The organism is Kitasatospora sp. NPDC058162 (genome assembly GCF_042884005.1).
GTDB lineage: Bacteria > Actinomycetota > Actinomycetes > Streptomycetales > Streptomycetaceae > Kitasatospora.
In genome coordinates this window covers 241,417-257,934 of the sequence record NZ_JBHVUS010000008.1, presented here as the reverse complement: position 1 = coordinate 257,934, position 16,518 = coordinate 241,417, and the positions used below count along the sequence as shown (strand labels likewise).

The 16,518-nt window shown below is 74.5% G+C and carries 18 protein-coding genes; 10 read left to right on the top strand and 8 right to left on the bottom strand.

Going from position 1 to position 16,518, the window contains the following annotated elements:
- Positions 1–315 precede the first annotated feature (315 nt).
- From ACFVXG_RS18805 to ACFVXG_RS18795, 3 genes are read left to right on the top strand one after another with little or no spacing between them, the layout of a single operon-like run.
- Positions 316–1,389, top strand: a complete 1,074-nt coding sequence (locus ACFVXG_RS18805; protein WP_387928866.1) for a HesA/MoeB/ThiF family protein — start codon at positions 316–318, stop codon at positions 1,387–1,389.
- Positions 1,382–2,638, top strand: a complete 1,257-nt coding sequence (locus tag ACFVXG_RS18800) for a hypothetical protein (protein ID WP_387928865.1) — start codon at positions 1,382–1,384, stop codon at positions 2,636–2,638. Before ACFVXG_RS18805 ends, ACFVXG_RS18800 begins: the two co-directional genes overlap by 8 nt.
- Positions 2,639–2,690: 52 nt before the next feature.
- Positions 2,691–3,293 carry a hypothetical protein gene (locus tag ACFVXG_RS18795; RefSeq protein WP_387928863.1) on the top strand — a complete coding sequence of 201 codons (603 nt, stop codon included), beginning with the start codon at positions 2,691–2,693 and terminating at the stop codon, positions 3,291–3,293.
- Here the strand turns inward: ACFVXG_RS18795 and ACFVXG_RS18790 are convergent.
- Both ACFVXG_RS18790 and ACFVXG_RS18785 read right to left on the bottom strand, forming a co-directional pair.
- A complete protein-coding gene (locus ACFVXG_RS18790) occupies positions 3,281–4,324 on the bottom strand; it encodes a hypothetical protein (protein WP_387928861.1) in 1,044 nt (347 codons plus the stop codon). The two genes, ACFVXG_RS18795 and ACFVXG_RS18790, sit on opposite strands and share 13 nt — an antisense overlap.
- Before the next feature lie 168 nt (positions 4,325–4,492).
- Positions 4,493–4,987, bottom strand: coding sequence for a DUF1348 family protein (locus ACFVXG_RS18785; RefSeq protein WP_387929007.1), 495 nt, complete (start codon positions 4,985–4,987; stop codon positions 4,493–4,495).
- A 78-nt stretch (positions 4,988–5,065) separates the two neighbouring features.
- On the opposite strand from ACFVXG_RS18785, the gene ACFVXG_RS18780 reads away from it, so the two are divergent.
- Positions 5,066–5,638 (top strand): TetR/AcrR family transcriptional regulator, encoded by a 573-nt coding sequence (locus tag ACFVXG_RS18780; RefSeq protein ID WP_387928860.1) that lies wholly within the window; start codon positions 5,066–5,068, stop codon positions 5,636–5,638.
- Positions 5,639–5,723: 85 nt separating this feature from the next.
- Here ACFVXG_RS18780 and ACFVXG_RS18775 read toward each other — a convergent pair whose 3' ends face one another.
- Both ACFVXG_RS18775 and ACFVXG_RS18770 read right to left on the bottom strand, forming a co-directional pair.
- A complete protein-coding gene (locus ACFVXG_RS18775) occupies positions 5,724–6,635 on the bottom strand; it encodes a chitosanase (RefSeq protein WP_387928858.1) in 912 nt (303 codons plus the stop codon).
- A 66-nt stretch (positions 6,636–6,701) separates the two neighbouring features.
- Entirely contained in the window at positions 6,702–7,922 is a 1,221-nt protein-coding gene (locus tag ACFVXG_RS18770; RefSeq protein WP_387928857.1) for an alginate lyase family protein, read from the bottom strand.
- A 207-nt stretch (positions 7,923–8,129) separates the two neighbouring features.
- On the opposite strand from ACFVXG_RS18770, the gene ACFVXG_RS18765 reads away from it, so the two are divergent.
- Together ACFVXG_RS18765 and ACFVXG_RS18760 are read left to right on the top strand one after the other, a co-directional pair.
- Positions 8,130–8,273, top strand: coding sequence for a hypothetical protein (locus tag ACFVXG_RS18765; protein ID WP_350502781.1), 144 nt, complete (start codon positions 8,130–8,132; stop codon positions 8,271–8,273).
- The gene (locus ACFVXG_RS18760) at positions 8,263–8,439 is read left to right on the top strand and encodes a hypothetical protein (RefSeq protein ID WP_387928856.1); all 177 of its coding nucleotides are present in this window, start codon (positions 8,263–8,265) and stop codon (positions 8,437–8,439) included. The genes ACFVXG_RS18765 and ACFVXG_RS18760 overlap by 11 nt, the downstream gene beginning before the upstream one ends.
- Positions 8,440–8,446: 7 nt before the next feature.
- On the opposite strand, the gene ACFVXG_RS18755 is transcribed toward ACFVXG_RS18760, so the two are convergent.
- Positions 8,447–9,802 carry a DUF5685 family protein gene (locus ACFVXG_RS18755; RefSeq protein WP_387928854.1) on the bottom strand — a complete coding sequence of 452 codons (1,356 nt, stop codon included), beginning with the start codon at positions 9,800–9,802 and terminating at the stop codon, positions 8,447–8,449.
- 210 nt (positions 9,803–10,012) lie between these two features.
- Here ACFVXG_RS18755 and ACFVXG_RS18750 point away from each other — a divergent pair, with 210 nt between their 5' ends.
- Genes ACFVXG_RS18750 through ACFVXG_RS18740 form a run of 3 tightly spaced genes read left to right on the top strand, consistent with a single transcriptional unit; the run spans position 10,013 to position 12,772 of the window.
- Positions 10,013–10,576 (top strand): helix-turn-helix domain-containing protein, encoded by a 564-nt coding sequence (locus tag ACFVXG_RS18750; protein ID WP_387928852.1) that lies wholly within the window; start codon positions 10,013–10,015, stop codon positions 10,574–10,576.
- Entirely contained in the window at positions 10,573–12,057 is a 1,485-nt protein-coding gene (locus tag ACFVXG_RS18745; protein WP_387928851.1) for an MFS transporter, read from the top strand. The genes ACFVXG_RS18750 and ACFVXG_RS18745 overlap by 4 nt, the downstream gene beginning before the upstream one ends.
- A gap of 28 nt (positions 12,058–12,085) precedes the next feature.
- Complete coding sequence (locus tag ACFVXG_RS18740; RefSeq protein WP_387928850.1) at positions 12,086–12,772, top strand: alpha/beta fold hydrolase; 687 nt, start codon at positions 12,086–12,088, stop codon at positions 12,770–12,772.
- A gap of 58 nt (positions 12,773–12,830) precedes the next feature.
- Here the strand turns inward: ACFVXG_RS18740 and ACFVXG_RS18735 are convergent, their stop codons facing one another.
- Entirely contained in the window at positions 12,831–13,454 is a 624-nt protein-coding gene (locus tag ACFVXG_RS18735) for a hypothetical protein (protein ID WP_387928849.1), read from the bottom strand.
- A 37-nt stretch (positions 13,455–13,491) separates the two neighbouring features.
- On the bottom strand, positions 13,492–14,964 hold the full coding sequence (locus ACFVXG_RS18730) for a DUF2252 domain-containing protein (protein ID WP_387928847.1): 1,473 nt from the start codon (positions 14,962–14,964) through the stop codon (positions 13,492–13,494).
- A 120-nt stretch (positions 14,965–15,084) separates the two neighbouring features.
- On the opposite strand from ACFVXG_RS18730, the gene ACFVXG_RS18725 reads away from it, so the two are divergent.
- Positions 15,085–15,516, top strand: coding sequence for a DUF2809 domain-containing protein (locus ACFVXG_RS18725; RefSeq protein ID WP_387928845.1), 432 nt, complete (start codon positions 15,085–15,087; stop codon positions 15,514–15,516).
- Between the two features lie 22 nt (positions 15,517–15,538).
- Here ACFVXG_RS18725 and ACFVXG_RS18720 read toward each other — a convergent pair whose 3' ends face one another.
- A complete protein-coding gene (locus ACFVXG_RS18720; protein ID WP_387928843.1) occupies positions 15,539–16,321 on the bottom strand; it encodes an SGNH/GDSL hydrolase family protein in 783 nt (260 codons plus the stop codon).
- Positions 16,322–16,518: the final 197 nt, after the last annotated feature.

Genomic DNA, 16,518 nt, shown 5'->3' with positions numbered 1-16,518 from the left:
CGGGGCGGCCGGACCGGCACCCGGTCCGGCCCGGGATCCAGAGAGCGAAGGAGACGACCATGCAGAACGAGAACACCGAGAACGTCACCGTCCAGGTCGAGGACGAGGCCGCCGCCATCGAGATCCGCATGCTCGACCGGATCGAGACCATCGGCTCCAAGTCCGTCGACGGCTGATCCTCGGCGCAGAGCGACACCCAGTGCCGGCGGGGGCAGCCCCGCCGGCACGTCGGCGTCCCGGGGTACGGCGGCGGCCGCCGCCGCCCGCACCACTCGGCGCCGCCCGCAGACCGAACTCCCGGGAGGAGCAGCTCCGATGAGACTTCCGAAGGTCAAATTCGACCACCTGCCCTACCGCACCGCCGACGGCTCGGTGCGGATCGGCGGTGAAATCTACGGCCTCGGGGCCGAGATCCGCGACCCGCACGGATGGGTCTGGACGGCCCTCGGACTGCTGGACGGCACCCGCACGGAGGACCGCGTGGTCGACGAACTCCGGTCCGCGCATCCGGAGTTGACCTCGACCTCGGCCCGCCGCCTGGTCGGCGGGCTGATCGCCACCGGCTACCTGGAGGACGCCGCCGGAGCCGACACCGAACTGCTCGACGCCGACGAACAGGCCCGGTACACCAAGAACCAGGCGTTCTTCCGCCGGACCGACCTGCGGCCCCGGGAGAGCCAGTGGGACGCCCAACTGAGGCTCAAGCGCGCGAGCGTGGTGGTCCTCGGCGTCGGCGGCACCGGCAGCCACGCCGCCTGGGCGCTGGCCGCCGCCGGGGTCGGCCGGGTGCACTGCGTCGACCCGGACCGGGTCGAGCTCTCCAACCTGACCCGTCAGGTCCTCTACACCGAGGCCGACCTCGGCCGCCCCAAGGCGGAGGTCGCCGCCGAACGACTGCGCGCCGTCAACTCCCGGATCCGGGTCACCCACGATATCCGGAGGGTGGACGGCCTGGCCGCGCTCGCCGAACTGGTCGCCGGCCACGACGCCCTGGCCCTGTGCGCGGACGAGCCGGACGGCGAGACCCTCCGCGGCTGGGCCTCGGAGGTCTGCGCGCAGACCGGTGTGCCGTGGGTCGGCGGCGGCTACAACGGCCCGTTCGTCTCGGTGGGCACCTTCACCCGGGAAGGGCCCTGCTTCCAGTGCGTCGCCGCCGGCGAGGAGGCCAGGCTGCCCGACGGCCCGCCGCCCCGGCTCGGCGGCCGGGGCGTGCTCTCGGCCTCCGCGGGCATCTCCGGCAACCTCGTCGCCTACGAGGTCATCGCCCTGCTCACCGGGACGTCCCGGCTGGCCCCGGGCTACCTGCGGGCGGTCAACCTGATCGCCCCGGACGACCAGCCGCTGATCCGCCACGAGCGGCGGCCCGACTGCCCCCACTGCCGTGGCTGAGCGGGCCGGCGACGGCGGACCGGCCGTGCTCGGGACGGTCGACTTCCATCCGCTCGGGATGCGCGAGGACGCCGGGGAGTGGGTCGTCGGCCGGGCCGACACCGGGGACTTCGTGGCCCTGCCGCCCTCGGGCGTCCAAGCCATCCGGCTGCTCCAGTCCGGCCTGACGGTCGACGAGACGGCGGCCCGGATCCACCGGGACAGCGGCCGGCGGATCGCCGTGGCGCCCTTCGTGGAGTCCCTGACGCGGCTGGGCTTCGTCCGCTCCGTGGACGGCCGGCCGGTGGACTCCGCCCCGCCGGTGCGGCCGAGCCTGCCGTGGATCCGCGCCGAGCACGTCCGCTGGCTGCTCAGCCCGTTCCTCCCGGCCGTCCTGCTCGCCGTCGCGGCCGCCGCCGCGGTCCTGCTGGCCGCCCGGCCGGAGCTGCGGCCGGGCTGGCACGACCTGGTCTGGAGCGACCGGGGGACCTTCGTGCTCGCCGGACAGGCCGCGCTCACCTGGGCGCTGCTCTACGTCCACGAGCTGTCGCACCTGCTGACCGCCCGCGCGGCCGGGGTCCCGGGGAGGATCCGGCTGGGCACCCGGTTGCAGTTCCTGGTGATGCAGACGGACGTCTCCGGCATCTGGCAGTGCCCCCGGAAGGTCCGCTGCACCGTCTACCTCTCCGGCATGGTGCTGGACCTCGGCATCGCCGGCGGGTGCGTGCTGATCGAGACCGGCACCGGTCCGAACCGGCTGCTCTCCCTCCTCGCGTTCAGCAAACTGCTCGCCGTGGCCGTCGAGTTGATGGTCTTCATGCGGACCGACGTCTACTTCCTGCTGCAGGACCTGCTCTCCTGCCGCAACCTCTACCGGGACGCGGCGGCCTACTGCCGCCACCTGGCGGCCCGGTGCGCGGGCCGGGCCCACCCCGACCCGCTGGCCGCCCTGCGGCCCCGGGAACGGCGGATCGTCCGCGGCTACGCCGTGCTGATGGTGCTGGGCACCGTCGGCTCGCTGGTGCTCGCCTACCTGGCGTTCGCCCAGGTCACCCTGGTGCTGCTCACCCGGGCCCTGCACACCCTCGGCGGCTCGGCCGACCCGGTCTCGCTCGCCGACGCCGTCGCCACGGTGATCGCCCTGGTCGCCACCCAGGGCCTGTGGGTGCGGGCCTGGTGGCGCCGGCACGGCCCGAAGGTCCGCCCGGTGCTGCGCTCGCTGCTGCGCTCGCTACTGCGGGGCGGACGGACGGCCGGTAGCGGGTTGTAGCTGTAGCTGTGGCGCTGGCGGGGCCGGGTGCCCGACTGGTATCGATAGGGGCGTGCGATTCGAACAGGTGCCGATGCCGGACGAGGTGGGGGAGCGCCCCCGGGACGACCGCGGGTACCCGGTGCCGGCGATCACGCCGTGGCAGGACGGGCAGCCGCAGTTCGCCCTGACCGACCACGGGCGCAGCGCCGACTGCGCGCTGGAGCGCCGCTGTTCGGTGTGCGGCGGGTTCATGCCGCGCGGTCCGGTGTGGCGGGTGGTCGGGCCCGCGGAGAGCGCCGCGATCGCGGAGGCGCTCGCGGCGGGGCGCCCGTACCGCAACCTGGCGCCGACCATGGAGGGCCCGGGGCACCGGGCCTGCATGCTGTACGCGTCGATGGTGTGCCCGTACCTGGCCCGGCCCAACGCCCGCCGGCGGGTGACCGCCGACGGCGCGGGGGGCGGGCTGACGGCCGCCGCCGTCCGCGGCGCGGCGCGCGGCGGGACGGGGGCGGTGGTCGGGTTCGGCGACTACGAGTACGCGGTCACCGAGACCCGGGTGCTGTTCCGCTTCCTCGACCTGGTCGAGTTCCGGCCGCACGAGTCGGCCGACGAGCACCTCCCCGAGCTGCGCGCCGAGTTGGCGCGCGGCTCGGCTTCGGATCAGGGCCGGTAGGAGGGCAGGCCCTTGATGGTGGAGACCTGGGTCGGCGCCGCCGAGCCGTCGGCCGGCAGGGTGCTGACGCCGTCCGGGGTGCGGGCCGCGAGGGTCTTGCCGTCGGGGGACCAGGCGGGCTCGGTGTAGTCCGTGGTGGCCGAGGGGGTGAGGTCCTTCTCGGTCTTCTGCTCGTAGTCGGTGGAGCGGCTGAACAGGTGGTCGTGGCCGTCCACCGAGCGGACGAAGGCGATGTGCCCGCCGTCCGGGGACAGCGCCGGTTGCGAGCCCTTGCCGATGTCCTGGGTGGCCGGGCGGATGTAGTCGTCGTAGATGTAGACCTCGTTCGCCGGGGTGTTGGCGTAGGCGATCGCGGCCTGCTTCCCGCCCGCGTTGGCCCAGGTGTTGCCGGTCTGCGGCGGCTGCGGTTCGGCGGCCGCGTCGCCGCCCTCGGAGTTGTGCGGGGTGAGCTCCTGGACGGTGCCGCCCTTGGCGGGGACCTGCTCCAGTCGCAGGGTGCCGCCCTTGCTCGAGGCGAACACGATGTTGTTGTAGCGCTCGGTCTCGTCGGGTACGGCGTTCCCGCTGGGTCCCTTGTCGGCGTGCTGCCAGGTCGGGTGGGACCAGGCCTCGCCGCTGGGCGCCTTGGCGAGGACGGCCTTGCCGCTGCCGTCCGGGTTGGCGGTGAGCAGGTCGCCGTCGCCGTTGACGAAGACGACCTTCTTGCCGTCGGGGGACCACGCGAGGTCGCGCACCACCGTGCCGAAGTCGACGGCGGTGCCGTTCATCGCGACGGTCTTGGTGCCCGTGCTGATGGTCAGGTGGTTGGCCGCGGAGGTGCCGTTGACCTCCTTGCCGCCGGGCGCGGGGCTGCCGGAGTGCGACCCGCCGCCCGGTCCCGCCGTGCCCGGTGCCGCGCTGCCCGGGGCGCTGGACGCGGCGGTCGAGCCGGGGTCGCTGTTGTCGGGGCCGCAGGCGGAGAGCAGGACCGCGCCGGCGGTCGTCATCAGGGCGATCGCGGCGACGGTGCCGAATCTGTTGCGCACGGACATTCCAGGTCCCCCTCGGTGGTGCTGTCACGTTCGACAAGGAGGTTCCCAGTCCGACGTCCGCGCCCGGTGGCCACTTCGTCACAGCCGTGGAACAGGTGGACCGGAACAGAGTGCGCCCGCGGCTCCCGACGCGGCGTCAACCGGCGTCCCCCGTACCGGCCGGAGCGCTCAGAGGCCGAGTTCGGTGAGGCCGGGGTGGCCGTCCGGGCGGGGGCCGGCGGGCCAGTGGAGGAGCCGCTCCCCGGGGGCGATCGGCAGGTCGTTGATGCAGGCGAGGCGGCGGGCCATCAGGCCGTCCGGGTCGAACTCCCAGTTCTCGTTCCCGTACGAGCGGTACCACTGCCCGGCGTCGTCGTGCCACTCGTAGGCGAAGCGGACGGCGATCCGGTCGCCGTCGTACGCCCACAGCTCCTTGACCAGGCGGTAGTCGAGTTCGCGCTGCCACTTGCGGGTGAGGAAGTCGGCGATCCGCTCGCGGCCGGTGAGGAACTCGGCGCGGTTGCGCCAGCGGCTGTCGGGCGTGTAGGCGAGGGCGACCCGCTGCGGGTCGCGGGTGTTCCAGGCGTCTTCGGCGGCGCGGACCTTGCGGCGGGCGGTCTCCTCGGTGAAGGGCGGTACGGGAGGGCGCTGGTCGGTCACGGGATTCTCCTCGGGAACGGTCATTCCGTCGGTGAGAACGATCGTTCTCACGTCTGCCGCTACCCTAGGAGAATCATCGTTCTCACGCAAAGGGCACGGCAGATGGAACAGGTGGACCCGCGGACCCGGATCCTCGACGCGGCCGAGGAGCTGTTCTACGGACGGGGCGTCCAGGCGGTCGGGATGGACGCCGTCCGGGCCGCCTCCGGGCTGACCATGCGCCGCGTCTACCAGCATTTCCCGTCCAAGGAGGACCTGGTCGAGGCCTATCTGCTGCGCCGCGACGCGCGCTGGCGGGCGAGCCTCGCCGTCCACGTCTCCCGGGCCGGCGGCACACCCCGGGAGCAGGTGCTCGCGGTCTTCGACTGGCTCGGCGGCTGGTTCGCCGAACCCGGCTTCCGCGGCTGCGCCTTCGTGAACTCCTTCGGCGAGCTGGGCGCCACCACCCCCGCCGTCGCGGCCGCCGCCCGGCACCACAAGGCGGAGTTCGCCAGCTACCTGGCCGGTCTGGTCGAGGCGGTCGGCGCCCCGCCCGCCACCGCCGCCCAGCTCGCCCTGCTCGCCGAGGGCGCGATCACCGTGGCGGCCGTGCACGGGGACCCGGGCGCCGCCGCCGAGGCCCGGGAGGCCGCCAGGGTGCTGCTGGACGCGGCGACGCGCGGGCGGAAGCGGTAGTGCTCCGCCGGGTCGGGACCGGGGTCGGGACCGGGGTCGGGGCCGGGGTCCGGGCCCACACTCCCGGACCCCGGGGCGGGGCGGCTCAGCCGATGGTGTAGCCGGAGCCGTAGGCGGTGATGGTGAACGGGCCGTCCAGGTCGTAGTTGCCGGTGGCGGCGATCCGCCGCAGGCACTCGACCCGGTCGACGGACTTGCGCCACTCCTCGGCGGTGGAGGAGTTGGCCGGGTTGTTCAGGTCGTCGATCCGGACGTCGAAGAAGGCGTCCAGCCAGGCGCGCTCACCGGCGGCCGAGGGCGTGCCGACCTTGGCCGTGGTCCGGCCGATCAGGGCGGGCAGGGCGTCGTACTCGCTGCCGTTGCCGTGCTGGATGGAGGCGTCGTAGAGCTCGGCGCGGGCCAGCGCGGTGGTCAGGCCGAGCTGGTCGGCCTGGTCCATCGCCGGGGTGAAGTAGCGCTGGTCGACCTGGTCGTCCTGGACCTGCCGGAAGGCCGGGTCCTGGGCGGCCTGCTGCCAGGCCGCGATGTAGTCGGCCTCGGGCAGGCCGCCGGTGTCGCCGCTGCCGGCGGCGGCCAGGCGTTCCAGCTCGGGGATGAAGCGGGCGAGCGGGTTGTCGGGGGCGACGGCGGTGTAGGCGCGGACCACCTTGAGGGCGTCGCCGTCGTTGGTGGTGAACCCGGCCCGGCCCGCGGTGACGCCGCGGCCGTCGTTGATGTTCTCCGCGTAGCCGTACTGGATGGTGGTGGTGCTGTTCTCGAAGACGCTGACCAGCTGGTCGGCGCGGCGGCGCTGGTCGGGGGTGAGCCCGCCGGCGGCCACCCGCGGGGCGGCGGCCGCGGCCGGGACCGCGGGGGCAGCGGCGGGGGCGGCGGCGACCGTCGGGGCGGCCGGGTGCTCGGGCTCGGCCTGGGCCGAGTTCGCGGCCCAGGCCACGCCGGCGGCCAGGGCGGCCGCCGCGGTGGCGGCGGCGAGGCGGTGGGTTCGGGAAACGCGCACGGTTCTGCTCCGATCTCCGGGGTGCGACCGCCGGAGGAGGTGGGGGGTGGGGGAGGAGCGGTGGGATCAGGGGGCGCTGGTGTGGGTGAGGGTCTCCCAGCCGATGAAGTAGTTCGCTCCGAACGGGCTGTGCGCGGCCACGTACTGCTCGGTCTGCGGCATCGCGAGGCCCTCGCGCAGGTGGTACTCGTTGTACGCGAGCTGCACGGCCGGGCCGAGGCCGGTGTTCACCGAGCCGTCGCACAGCCAGTCCGGCGCACTCGCGCCATTGTCGTAGGCGGTGTGGAACTCCAGCGCCTTGACCAGCCGTTCGCGCCCCTCGCCCCACAGGTCGAGGCCCTGCAGCCGGGCGGTCTCGGCGGTCTGGGCGGCGGCCTCCAGGCCCCAGCCGGTGTGGCCGAAGTCCCGGCAGGTCTCCTGGGAGAGGCCGTCCACGAAGGTGGACTGGCCGTTCCAGTACTTCACGAGGGCGGACTCGCCCTCGATCCCGGCGTTCGGCGGCGGCACCGGCAGGTCGCCGTCGGAGGAGAGGTAGACGTACGCGGGCAGCCGGTGCCGCCACAGCTCGACGGCCCGGTCGAACAGGGCGCGGTCGTCCAGGAACACCGCGATGCCCAGCAGGGCGTCGGTCTCGATCAGCTCCCAGTTGCCGTTCTTGCGCGGGCTGCCGGGGCTGAGCAGCGGCACGTAGACGGTGCGCAGCATGGTGGCGAAGCGGGCGGCCGAGTCCGCCGACCAGCCGGCGGCCGAGGAGCGGATCAGCTCGGCGGCCTTGGCCCAGTTGTTGCCCGACCAGCCGGTCTGCAGCGGGGCGTTGGTGTTGGTGTGCTCCCGGATGACGGCCGACCAGGCGTCCATGATGGAGACCGCCTTGTCGGCGTACCGCCGGTCGCCGGTGAGCGACCACTGGAGGGCGTGCGCGTAGGCGGCCATCGAGTCGTCGCGCTCGTCCGAGCAGCCGTTGTTCGGATGGGAGCTGGAGCCGCACTCGACGGTGGCGCGCGGCTTGGGCTGCCAGTCCAGCGAGGCGTACTTGCTCGCCCGCAGGTCCGCGAAGGCGGCGGTCCAGGGCTCGGCCCCGGCGGCCAACTTCTGTTTGACGAAGGCGAGTTGTTGCGCTCCCACCAGCACACCGGGGTGCTGGAAGCCGGCCTCGGAGCGGTCGGCGGGGGCCGGGGTCGGGGTGCGGGCCTCGGCGGGTCCGGCGGTGGCGGGCAGCAGGAGGGTGGCGGCCGCGGCCGCGGCGATCAGTGTTCTGGTGGCTTTCCTGGCGGTGCTACGACCCATGGGGAAGTCGTCCTCTCGTGGGGAGGAGGGCGGGCTCAGGTCCGGCGATGCGTTGTTAGGAAACCTTCCTAACGAGTGGAATTGAACCACCAACCCGTGCACCCGCCAAGCCGCCGGAAGGGGTGGAGTTCGGTGCGGGTACGCCCCTTCCGTCCCACCCGCCCCTCGTTTATCGCCCGTTGATCGCCCCCGCCTAGCGTCGGGACCATGGACGACAGGACGGCCGAGTGGCCGGGGGCGGCGCCCGAGGGGCGGATGACCGAGCAGGACACCGAACGGTTCCGGCAGTTGCTGGCCGGGCTGGAGAGCTCGCTGGCGGCGGACCGGGAGGTGGCGGGGCGTGAGGCCTGAGGCCGCCGAGCCGCGCGGCCCGGTGGTGGTGCTGCCGCTCTGGCGGCGCGCGGAGAAGTACCGGGACGCGGACCGGCCCGGGGTGCTGCGGGGGCACCCCGGGCCGGTGGCGTCCGACCGTGACCGTCAGGAGCCGGAGGTGGTCCCGGTGTCGGACGAGGACTGATCGGGCCTCAGCAGTCGCACCCGCAGTCGCAGCCGTCGCAACCGTCACAGCCGTTGCAGCAGTCGCACCCGCACTTGGCGCAATCGCAGCAGCTGGGGTCGCAGCAGTCGCAGGCGCTGCAGCAGTCGTGCCGCTCGCAGAAGGCCTTGCGGCGCTGCCGATTGAACGGGTCGTCGTGCTCGCAGCAGAGCAGCTGGCAGGAGCAGGCCATCAGGGCCCAGACCGCGCACCCGGCGAGCAGGTTGCGCGGGTGCGGCGGCTTCCCGCCGGGCGGCGGGATGAAGCCCGGGCCCTGGGGCACCCACGGGGGCACGGGCGCCTGGTCCGGGGCCCCGCCGGGCGGCACCTGGCGCGGCGGCGCGTCCTGCGGGTGCTCGCCGACGGCGTGGGTGGCGCCGCCATGGGTGGCACCGGCACCGCCGTGGGCGGCACCGGCACCGCTGCCTCCCGCACCAGCGCTGCCCCCCGCACCGGCCGGACCGCGGCGGCAGCTCGCCGCGTGCCCGGCCCGGCCGAAGACCCGGTCCACCGCGGTCTCCGTCTCGTGGGCGAGCAGGACGTGCACCAGCGCCCGGTCGGTCAGCTCGACCTCGCGCAGCGCGAGCCGGATGCCGTGCACGGCGTCCCGGCAGAGCCGTTCGGCCTCGGCGCGGTCGGTGCCGGTGGCGGTCAGCGGGTTCCAGGCGCCCGAGGCGGCGTCGGCGTCCTGGTCCTCGGCGGCGTCGAGGAGGTGGGCGAGCCGACCGAACAGCCGCCCGGCCTCGGCCAGCGGCGCGGCGTTGCCGGGGCGGCCGGCGATCACGGCGGTGTGCGCGAAGGCGGCCGAGGTGGCGGTCTCGGTGGGCTCGGTGACCAGCAGGACGGAGCCGCCGGGTCGCAGCGAGCGCTCCAGCTCGCCCTGTCGGGAGGCGGCGTCGAGCAGCACGGCGGTGTCGAAGCCGACCGCGGAGGCGCTGCCCGCGCTCCGGCGGTCCCAGCGCCTGGTCACCACACGGGCTCCGGCGGCCACCGGGCGGCGGGCGAAGACGCCGTCCCGGTCCTCGACGTGGTCGCGGATCTTCACCGAGGCCAGCGCGAGTGAGACGGCGGCCGCCAGCCGGGCGCCTTCGCCCTTGGCGACGGAGGCCGTCCGCATGCCGCGCAGCGGGCAGGGCCCGGCGGTGCGGCGCCAGCTGGAGTCCTCCCGGGCGGCCTGGGCCTCGACCAGGACGGAGATGATCAGACCGTCGTAGTTCGTGGCGGTCCGGGCGAGCTGCCCGTGGTCGTCCCGCAGGGCGAGGCAGAGCCCGCACAGGTGCGCCATCCAGGAGGTCTGGAGGCGTTCGGACAGTGCGTGCCTGCACGGCCTGATGATGCCGAACACGATCGTTGCTCCCCCTTGCCGATGGGCCGCTGACCGGCCCCTTGAGCCGCTGACCGGCCCTGTTGTCGGCGGACATCATATGATCGCCCGCCCGTCCGGGGTCCGGGGCGGCCGAACCGAGGCCGAGCCGAAGCCGAGCCTCCGTCAGACCTTCACCGAGCGTCGAAAACCCCGGGAAGGTGATCCCATATCCGGGATAGCATCACGGATATGGGAATCGACACCGCCGCCGACGAGCGGCTGGCACAACGGCTCGCCGAATTGCGGGTCGAACGCGGCTGGACGCTGGAGGAGTTGGCCCGGCTGGCCGACGTCAGCCGCTCCACGCTGTCCCGGGTGGAGCGGGCCGAGGTCAGCCCGACCGCCGCGCTGCTCGGGCGGCTCTGCGCCGTGCACGGGCGGACCATGTCCCGGCTGCTCGCCGAGGTGGAGTCCGGCCCCGCCCGGCTGGTCCGGGCCGAGGAGCAGCAGCTCTGGCGCGACGAGGCGACCGGCTTCGTCCGCCGCTCGGTCTCCCCGCCGCACGGCTCGCTGCACGCGGAGATCATCGAGGGCCGCCTCCCGGTCGGCGCCGACATCGCCTACGACCGCCCCTGCCTGCTCGGGCTGGAACACCACCTCTGGCTGTTCGAGGGGCAGTTGGAGCTGACCCTGGACGGCGAACCGCAACTGCTCGGCCCCGGCGACTGTCTGCGCTACGGCTCCGGCAGCATCCGCTTCCGCAGCCTCGGCCCGGGCGAGGCCCGTTACGCCCTCGTGGTGGTCGAGTCGTGAGCGCCGCCACCGGTTCCATACCGGAGCAGGCGGCCAAGCAGCGCTTCGACGCCGCCGGGCGCCGCGTCCTGCTGGTCTGCGTCGCGGGCGGCTTCACCACCCTGATCGACCAGTCCGTTCTGAACACCTCCATCCCCGCCCTGCGCGAGACCCTGCACGCCCAGCCCGCCCACCTGCAGTGGATCGTCGCCGGCTACTCGCTCGCCTTCGGCCTGGCGCTGATCCCCGGCGGGCGGCTCGGCGACGTCAAGGGCCGCAAGTGGTTCTTCGTCACCGGCCTGGCCCTGTTCACCGTGGTCAGCCTGGTCTCCGCGACCGCCACCGACCCGGAGGTGCTGATCGCCGCCCGCCTGCTCCAGGGCGTCGGCGCCGGCCTGGTCAACTCCCAGATGATCGGCACCCTCCAGGACGTCTTCGACGGCCAACTGCGGGCCCGCGCCCTCGGGATGTACGCCGTCACCGGCAGCCTCGCCTTCGCCCTCGGCCCGCCGATCGGCGGCCTGGTGCTGGCGGCGGCCGGTCCCGGACTCGGCTGGCGGCTGACCTTCCTGCTCAACGTCCCGTTCGGCCTGGCGACCCTGCTGCTGGCCGTCCGCCACCTGCCCAAGCCCCGCCCGGCCACCCGGCACGCCGACCTCGACCTGCTCGGCCTGCTGCTGGTCGGCGCGCTCACCCTGGTCCTGATGCTGCCCTTCGTCCAGCCGCCCGGCTGGGCCGGCTGGCTGGCCTTCGGGGCCGGCGCGCTGGCGCTGCTCGGGGCGCTCGTCGGGTGGCAGCGCCGCTACGCCCGGACCGGCGGGCACCCGCTGATCCACCCCGCGCTCACCCGCTCCGCGCCGTACGCGCTCGGCACGGCCACCGCGATGGCCCAGTTCGGCTCCTCGCTGGCCGCCTCGCTGGTGCTCACCATGTTCCTCCAGGACGGCCTGGGCCTGTCCCCGATGGGCGCCGCCCTGGTCTCGCTGCCCTCCGCACTGGCCATGGCGATCGCCTCCGCGCTCGCCTGGCGGGTGGTGCAGCGGCTCGGCCGGCGCACCGTCACCCTCGGGATGATCGGCTCCGCGCTGGCCATGCTGCTCAGCGGCGCCGTCGCGCACTGGGCGCCGGCCGCCGTGCTGCCCTGGCTGCTCGCCCTGCTCCAACTGCTCAGCGGCGCCTCGGTCGGCCTGATGGGCTCCACCAACCAGGCCTACGTGCTGCGCCACGCCCCCGCCGAGGCGGCCGGGGTGAGCGGGGCGATCCTGCAGATGGCCCAGCGGATCGCGGCGGCCGTCGCGGTCTCCGCGCTGTCCGGGGTCTACCTGCGCGAGACGGCCGGGGGCGGCGGCCACCGCTCGGCGTACCTGGCGGCCAGCCTGGTCTGCGCGGCGGTGGCCGGACTCGCCGTGCTGGCCTCGGTGTTCGCCGGCCGGGTGACCGGGCGGGAGCGCACCCCCGAGGACGCGGCCCCGGTGAGCCGAGGGCGAACACCCGTCCGTTAGGGGTCAGTCGCCGCGTACGGTGGCGGGCATGACGACAGTACGGACGGTGGAACTGCCCGAGGTCACGCTCGCCTACCGCGAGAGCGGCCGCCCCGACGGCCCGCCGCTGGTGCTGCTGCACGCCCTCGGCGAGCGCGCCGCCGACTGGGACGCGGTGCTGCCCGACCTCGCCCCCGACCACCACGTGTACGCGCTCGACCTGCGCGGCCACGGCGACAGCGGCCGCACCGCCCGCTACGGCCTGGCCGAGATGCGCGAGGACGTGCTCGCCTTCCTCGACGCGCTCGGCCTGGACCGGATCGACCTGGTCGGCCACTCGATGGGCGGCGCGGTCGCCTACCTGCTCGCCCAGGCCGCGCCGGAGCGGGTCCGTCGACTGGTCCTGGAGGACATCCCCGCCCTGTACCCGCGCCCGGCCAGCGTGCCGGCCGAGGGGGCGGAGGAACCGGCGCACTTCGACTGGGCGATGGTCCGGGCGGTCAAGGCGCAGATCGACACCCCCGACCCGGCCTGGCGGGACGGGCTGACCCGGATCACCGCCCGCACCCTGGTCGTCGCGGGCGGCGCCGCCAGCCACGTCCCGCAGGAGCGGATCGCCGAACTCGCCCGGCTGATCCCGGACTGCCGCCTGGTCACCATCGAGGCCGGGCACCTGGTGCACAGCGCCCGGCCGGCCGAGTACGTGGCCGCCGTGGCGCCGTTCCTGGCGCCCTGAGCGGCCTGCCCCGTCGGGTCACGTCGGGTTCCGTCCGGCCCCGTCGGGTCACGTCGGGTCAGCAGAAGACGATCGCGTTCCCGCTGTCCAGGCTGGCCCTGCAGGCCCGGTACAGCTGGAGCCAGGTGAAGACCTCCGGCTCGAACGGGTCGTCCCCCGGCAGATCGGCCAGCCGGGACTCCTCCGCCGGGCCCAGCGAGCCGTCGGCCTCCAGCCGGATCCCGATGGCGGCGGCGAACCCCAGGAGCTCGGCGCGCAGGGCGCCGCACGAACCCACCATTCCGCCGCCGGGCACACCGGACTCCTCCGGCAGGAACAGCGGGTCCTCGAAGGGGAGTTCCGCCGGTATGTAGTAACCCGCGTAGTCGGCGTGGCAGAGCAGGTGCGAGTCGAACATGACCGTCTCGTCGTCGACCAGCTCCAGCTCCTCCTCGTACTGCTCCCGGCTCACCCCGCGCGCCCCGGTCACCGGCTCGCCCAGCCGGTGCAGCACGTACACCCGCCGCAGCCCGGACAGGTAGCTGTACGGGAAGCCCGCCGAGAACACCCCGCCGTCGTCACCTCCCGGCGCGGCCGGCTCCCGCCAGGCCACCCCCTCGGCCTCCAGCGCCCGGTGCAGCACCTCGGCGTCGTCCCGCAGCTCCGGGGAACCGAGCGTCCCCACAATGATCGACAGTCCCATGGCCCCGGAATCTAGCGCCGGGGTACGACAACCGCCGTCAGACCCCCTGCTCGGCCGGCAGCCGCCCGCTGCGCACCGCCGCCAGCAGCTCGGCGTGGTCGGCCTCGGTGCGGTCCGCGTAGGCGACGGCGAAGGCGGCGACCGCCTCGTCCAGCGCCTCGCCCTTGCCGCAGTACCCGGCGAGCAGGCCGGGGTCGGCGGTGTGGGCGTGCGCCCGGGCGAGCAGCGCGCCGGTGATCCGCGCGTAGTCGTCCAGCTGGCCCGGCAGCAGTGCGGCCGGGTCGACGCTGCCCTTGCGGTTGCGGAACTGCCGCACCTGGTAGGGGAGTCCGTCGACGGTCGTCCAGCCCAGCAGGGTGTCGCTGACCACCTGCATGTGCTTCTGGCCGAGCACCACGCGGCGGCCCTCGTGCTCCTCCGGCCGCTGCCCCCGACCGCCGTCCAGGTACGGCAGCAGGACGGACGGCCGGGCCTCCTTCACCTGCAGCACCAGCGGCTGGTCCCGGTGGTCGGTGAGCAGCACGACGTACGAGCGGGTGCCGACACTGCCGGTGCCGACCACCCGGAACGCCACGTCCTGCACCCGGTACCGGGACAGCAGGGTGCGCACCTCGGCGGGCACCGTCGCCACGTACGGGCCGAGCGCCCCGGCCACCGCCCGGGCGGTCGCGTCGGTGACCTCGGTGAGCACCGGCGGGGCGGCCGTGAAGCGCCAACCGCCGTCCGCGGTACGGGTGGTGCTGCGGGCGGCGAACCGGGCGCTGGTGTTGCCGAGGGCCTTCGCCCCGACCTTGAGCAGGACGTCGGCGAGGTCGTGCGCCTCGGCGAAGGACACCAACTGCTCGTCCGCCACGGCGTTCCAGGCGTCCAGGGCGGGCAGCTTGGCCAGGGTGCGCATGGTGCGCCGGTAGGAGCCGGCCGCATGCGCGGCGGCGGCGCGGGCGGTGCTCTCGCTCGCCCCGGTCTCCCGCCCGGCCAGCACCAGGCTGGTGGCCAGCCGCTTGAGGTCCCACTCCCAGGGGCCGGGCACGGTCTCGTCGAAGTCGTTGATGTCCATGACCAGTTGGCCGCGGGCGTCGCCGTACAGGCCGAAGTTCGCCGCGTGGGCGTCCCCGCACAGCTGCGCGGTGACACCGGTCACCGGCGTGCCCGCGAGGTCGGCGGCCATCAGCCCGGCCGAGCCGCGCAGGAAGGCGAACGGGGTGGCGGCCATCCGGCCCACCCGGATCGGTACCAGCCCGGGGAGCCGGCCCGCGTTGGAGGCCTCGAGCGCGGCCACGGCGGTGGGCCGGTCGGGCACGGGCGCGAACTCCGCGTGCCGCTCCCGGGGGACGCGCTCGCGCAGGGCCTTCCCCTGCTCGCGGGCCCGCTGCGCCCGGCCGTCCGGGCCGGTCGCGAATCCGGGGACGCCGAACTGCCGTCGTACCGTGGTGCTTCCGTTCTCCGCCACTGCTCCCCGCCCCGCCCGCCCTGCTCGAACTCCCGCCCGTGACCTGCACGGATGGCTCATCAGGGGGAGTGACGTCCGGGACGGCGCGGTGGTTCCCGGGGCCGACGGGGCCGCGTGGGCCGGTGGGGCCTGGTGGGCCCGCCGTGTCGCGCGGCAGGGTGACGGCCTACCGTGGGGCGGATGGATGATCTTCGGAGCGGCCTGGCCGCACGACTGCCCGCGGCCGCGGCCGCACTGCTGACCGTGGCGGCCGGCCTGGGCGTGCGCGCCGTGCTGTCCGGCGGGGTGGCCAAGTACGCGGGCGACGCCCTCTACACCGTCCTGGTGTACGCCCTGGTGGTGCTGGTGGCACCCAGGGTGCGACCGGTGCGGGCCGCCCTGGTGGCGACCGCGGTCAGTTGGGCGGTGGAGCTGTTCCAGGCCACCGGGCTGCCCGACGCGTGGGGGCGGCGCAGCGCGCTGGTGCACCTGGTGCTCGGGTCGACCTTCAACCCGCCGGACCTGCTCTGGTACCCGGTCGGCGCGGCGGGCGCCGCACTGCTGCACGGGGTGCTGCGCCGGGTGCCGCGGATCGGTCGGAGCGACCGATCCGCAGCGCCCGGCATCAGTTGACGGCTCGTCGCCTGACGATCCGTCAGAGCGGCATCAGGTCCGGCCGCTTGGCCTCGACGTGGTCACCCGAGGACTCGCCGCGCAGCCGCCGGCCGACCCACGGGATCAGGTACTCCCGGGCCCACTGGAGGTTCTCCCGCCGCTGGTCGGCGGGGGTGAGGACGCGGGTGTCCGGCCACGGGGCCTCCGGGTCCTGCTCGGTGCGCAGGCCGAGCGAGCGGGCGGCCAGCAGGGCGACCCGCTGGTGGCCCTCGGGGGAGAGGTGCAGCCGGTCCTCGCTCCACGCGCGGCGGTCCTGCACCGCGCGCAGCGACCACAGGTCGGCGACCTTGCAGTCGTAGCGGTCGGCGACCGCCCGCATGTGGCCGTTGTAGGTGGCGATCTTGCCGCGCAGGTGCTTGAGCAGCGGCACCTCACGGGTGTCGAAGCCGGTGCAGATCAGCACCGTCCCGGCGTTCTCGGCGAGTTGGGCGATGGCGGACTCGAAGCGGACGGCCACCTCGTCCGGGTCGCTGCCCGGTCGGAGGATGTCGTTGCCGCCGGCGCAGAAGGTGACCAGGTCGGGCTGGAGCCGCTGCACCTGCGGCACCTGCTCGGCCACGATCTGGTCCAGCAGCCGTCCGCGCACCGCCAGGTTGGCGTAGCGGAACCCGCCCGGCGGCCGCCCGTCGGCGAGCAGTCCGGCCAGGCGGTCGGCCCAGCCGGCGAAGGCGCCGTCGGCACCGGGGTCGTTCAGGCCCTCGGTGAAGCTGTCCCCGAGGGCGGCGTACGAACTGAGGTCAAGGGTCTCCTGGAGGTTCGGCATGAAAGAGATAGTTCACCCATTCAAGTGACCTACGCCACCGTAGGTGACCCTGGCGGAACGTGAGATGGGCCACGTACCCTCTACGACCCGTTGACGCTCCGTTCCGGGCCGCAGAGCTCCGTGCCCCGGAAAGCACAAGATCCGGGCCCCCTTCCGCTTTCCGGCCCGCCCGGACGATGCTCGAAGGACGGCGCGCC

Bases quoted from the DNA above. Each gene is read 5' to 3' on its own strand.
- ACFVXG_RS18805 (WP_387928866.1), top strand. From the start codon at position 316: ATGAGACTTCCGAAGGTCAAATTCGACCACCTGCCCTACCGCACCGCC.
- ACFVXG_RS18790 (WP_387928861.1), bottom strand. From the start codon at position 4,324: ATGTCCGTGCGCAACAGATTCGGCACCGTCGCCGCGATCGCCCTGATG.
- ACFVXG_RS18785 (WP_387929007.1), bottom strand. From the start codon at position 4,987: ATGACCGTTCCCGAGGAGAATCCCGTGACCGACCAGCGCCCTCCCGTA.
- ACFVXG_RS18780 (WP_387928860.1), top strand. From the start codon at position 5,066: ATGGAACAGGTGGACCCGCGGACCCGGATCCTCGACGCGGCCGAGGAG.
- ACFVXG_RS18770 (WP_387928857.1), bottom strand. From the start codon at position 7,922: ATGGGTCGTAGCACCGCCAGGAAAGCCACCAGAACACTGATCGCCGCG.
- ACFVXG_RS18765 (WP_350502781.1), top strand. From the start codon at position 8,130: ATGGACGACAGGACGGCCGAGTGGCCGGGGGCGGCGCCCGAGGGGCGG.
- ACFVXG_RS18750 (WP_387928852.1), top strand. From the start codon at position 10,013: ATGGGAATCGACACCGCCGCCGACGAGCGGCTGGCACAACGGCTCGCC.
- ACFVXG_RS18740 (WP_387928850.1), top strand. From the start codon at position 12,086: ATGACGACAGTACGGACGGTGGAACTGCCCGAGGTCACGCTCGCCTAC.
- ACFVXG_RS18735 (WP_387928849.1), bottom strand. From the start codon at position 13,454: ATGGGACTGTCGATCATTGTGGGGACGCTCGGTTCCCCGGAGCTGCGG.
- ACFVXG_RS18730 (WP_387928847.1), bottom strand. From the start codon at position 14,964: ATGAGCCATCCGTGCAGGTCACGGGCGGGAGTTCGAGCAGGGCGGGCG.
- ACFVXG_RS18725 (WP_387928845.1), top strand. From the start codon at position 15,085: ATGGATGATCTTCGGAGCGGCCTGGCCGCACGACTGCCCGCGGCCGCG.
- ACFVXG_RS18720 (WP_387928843.1), bottom strand. From the start codon at position 16,321: ATGCCGAACCTCCAGGAGACCCTTGACCTCAGTTCGTACGCCGCCCTC.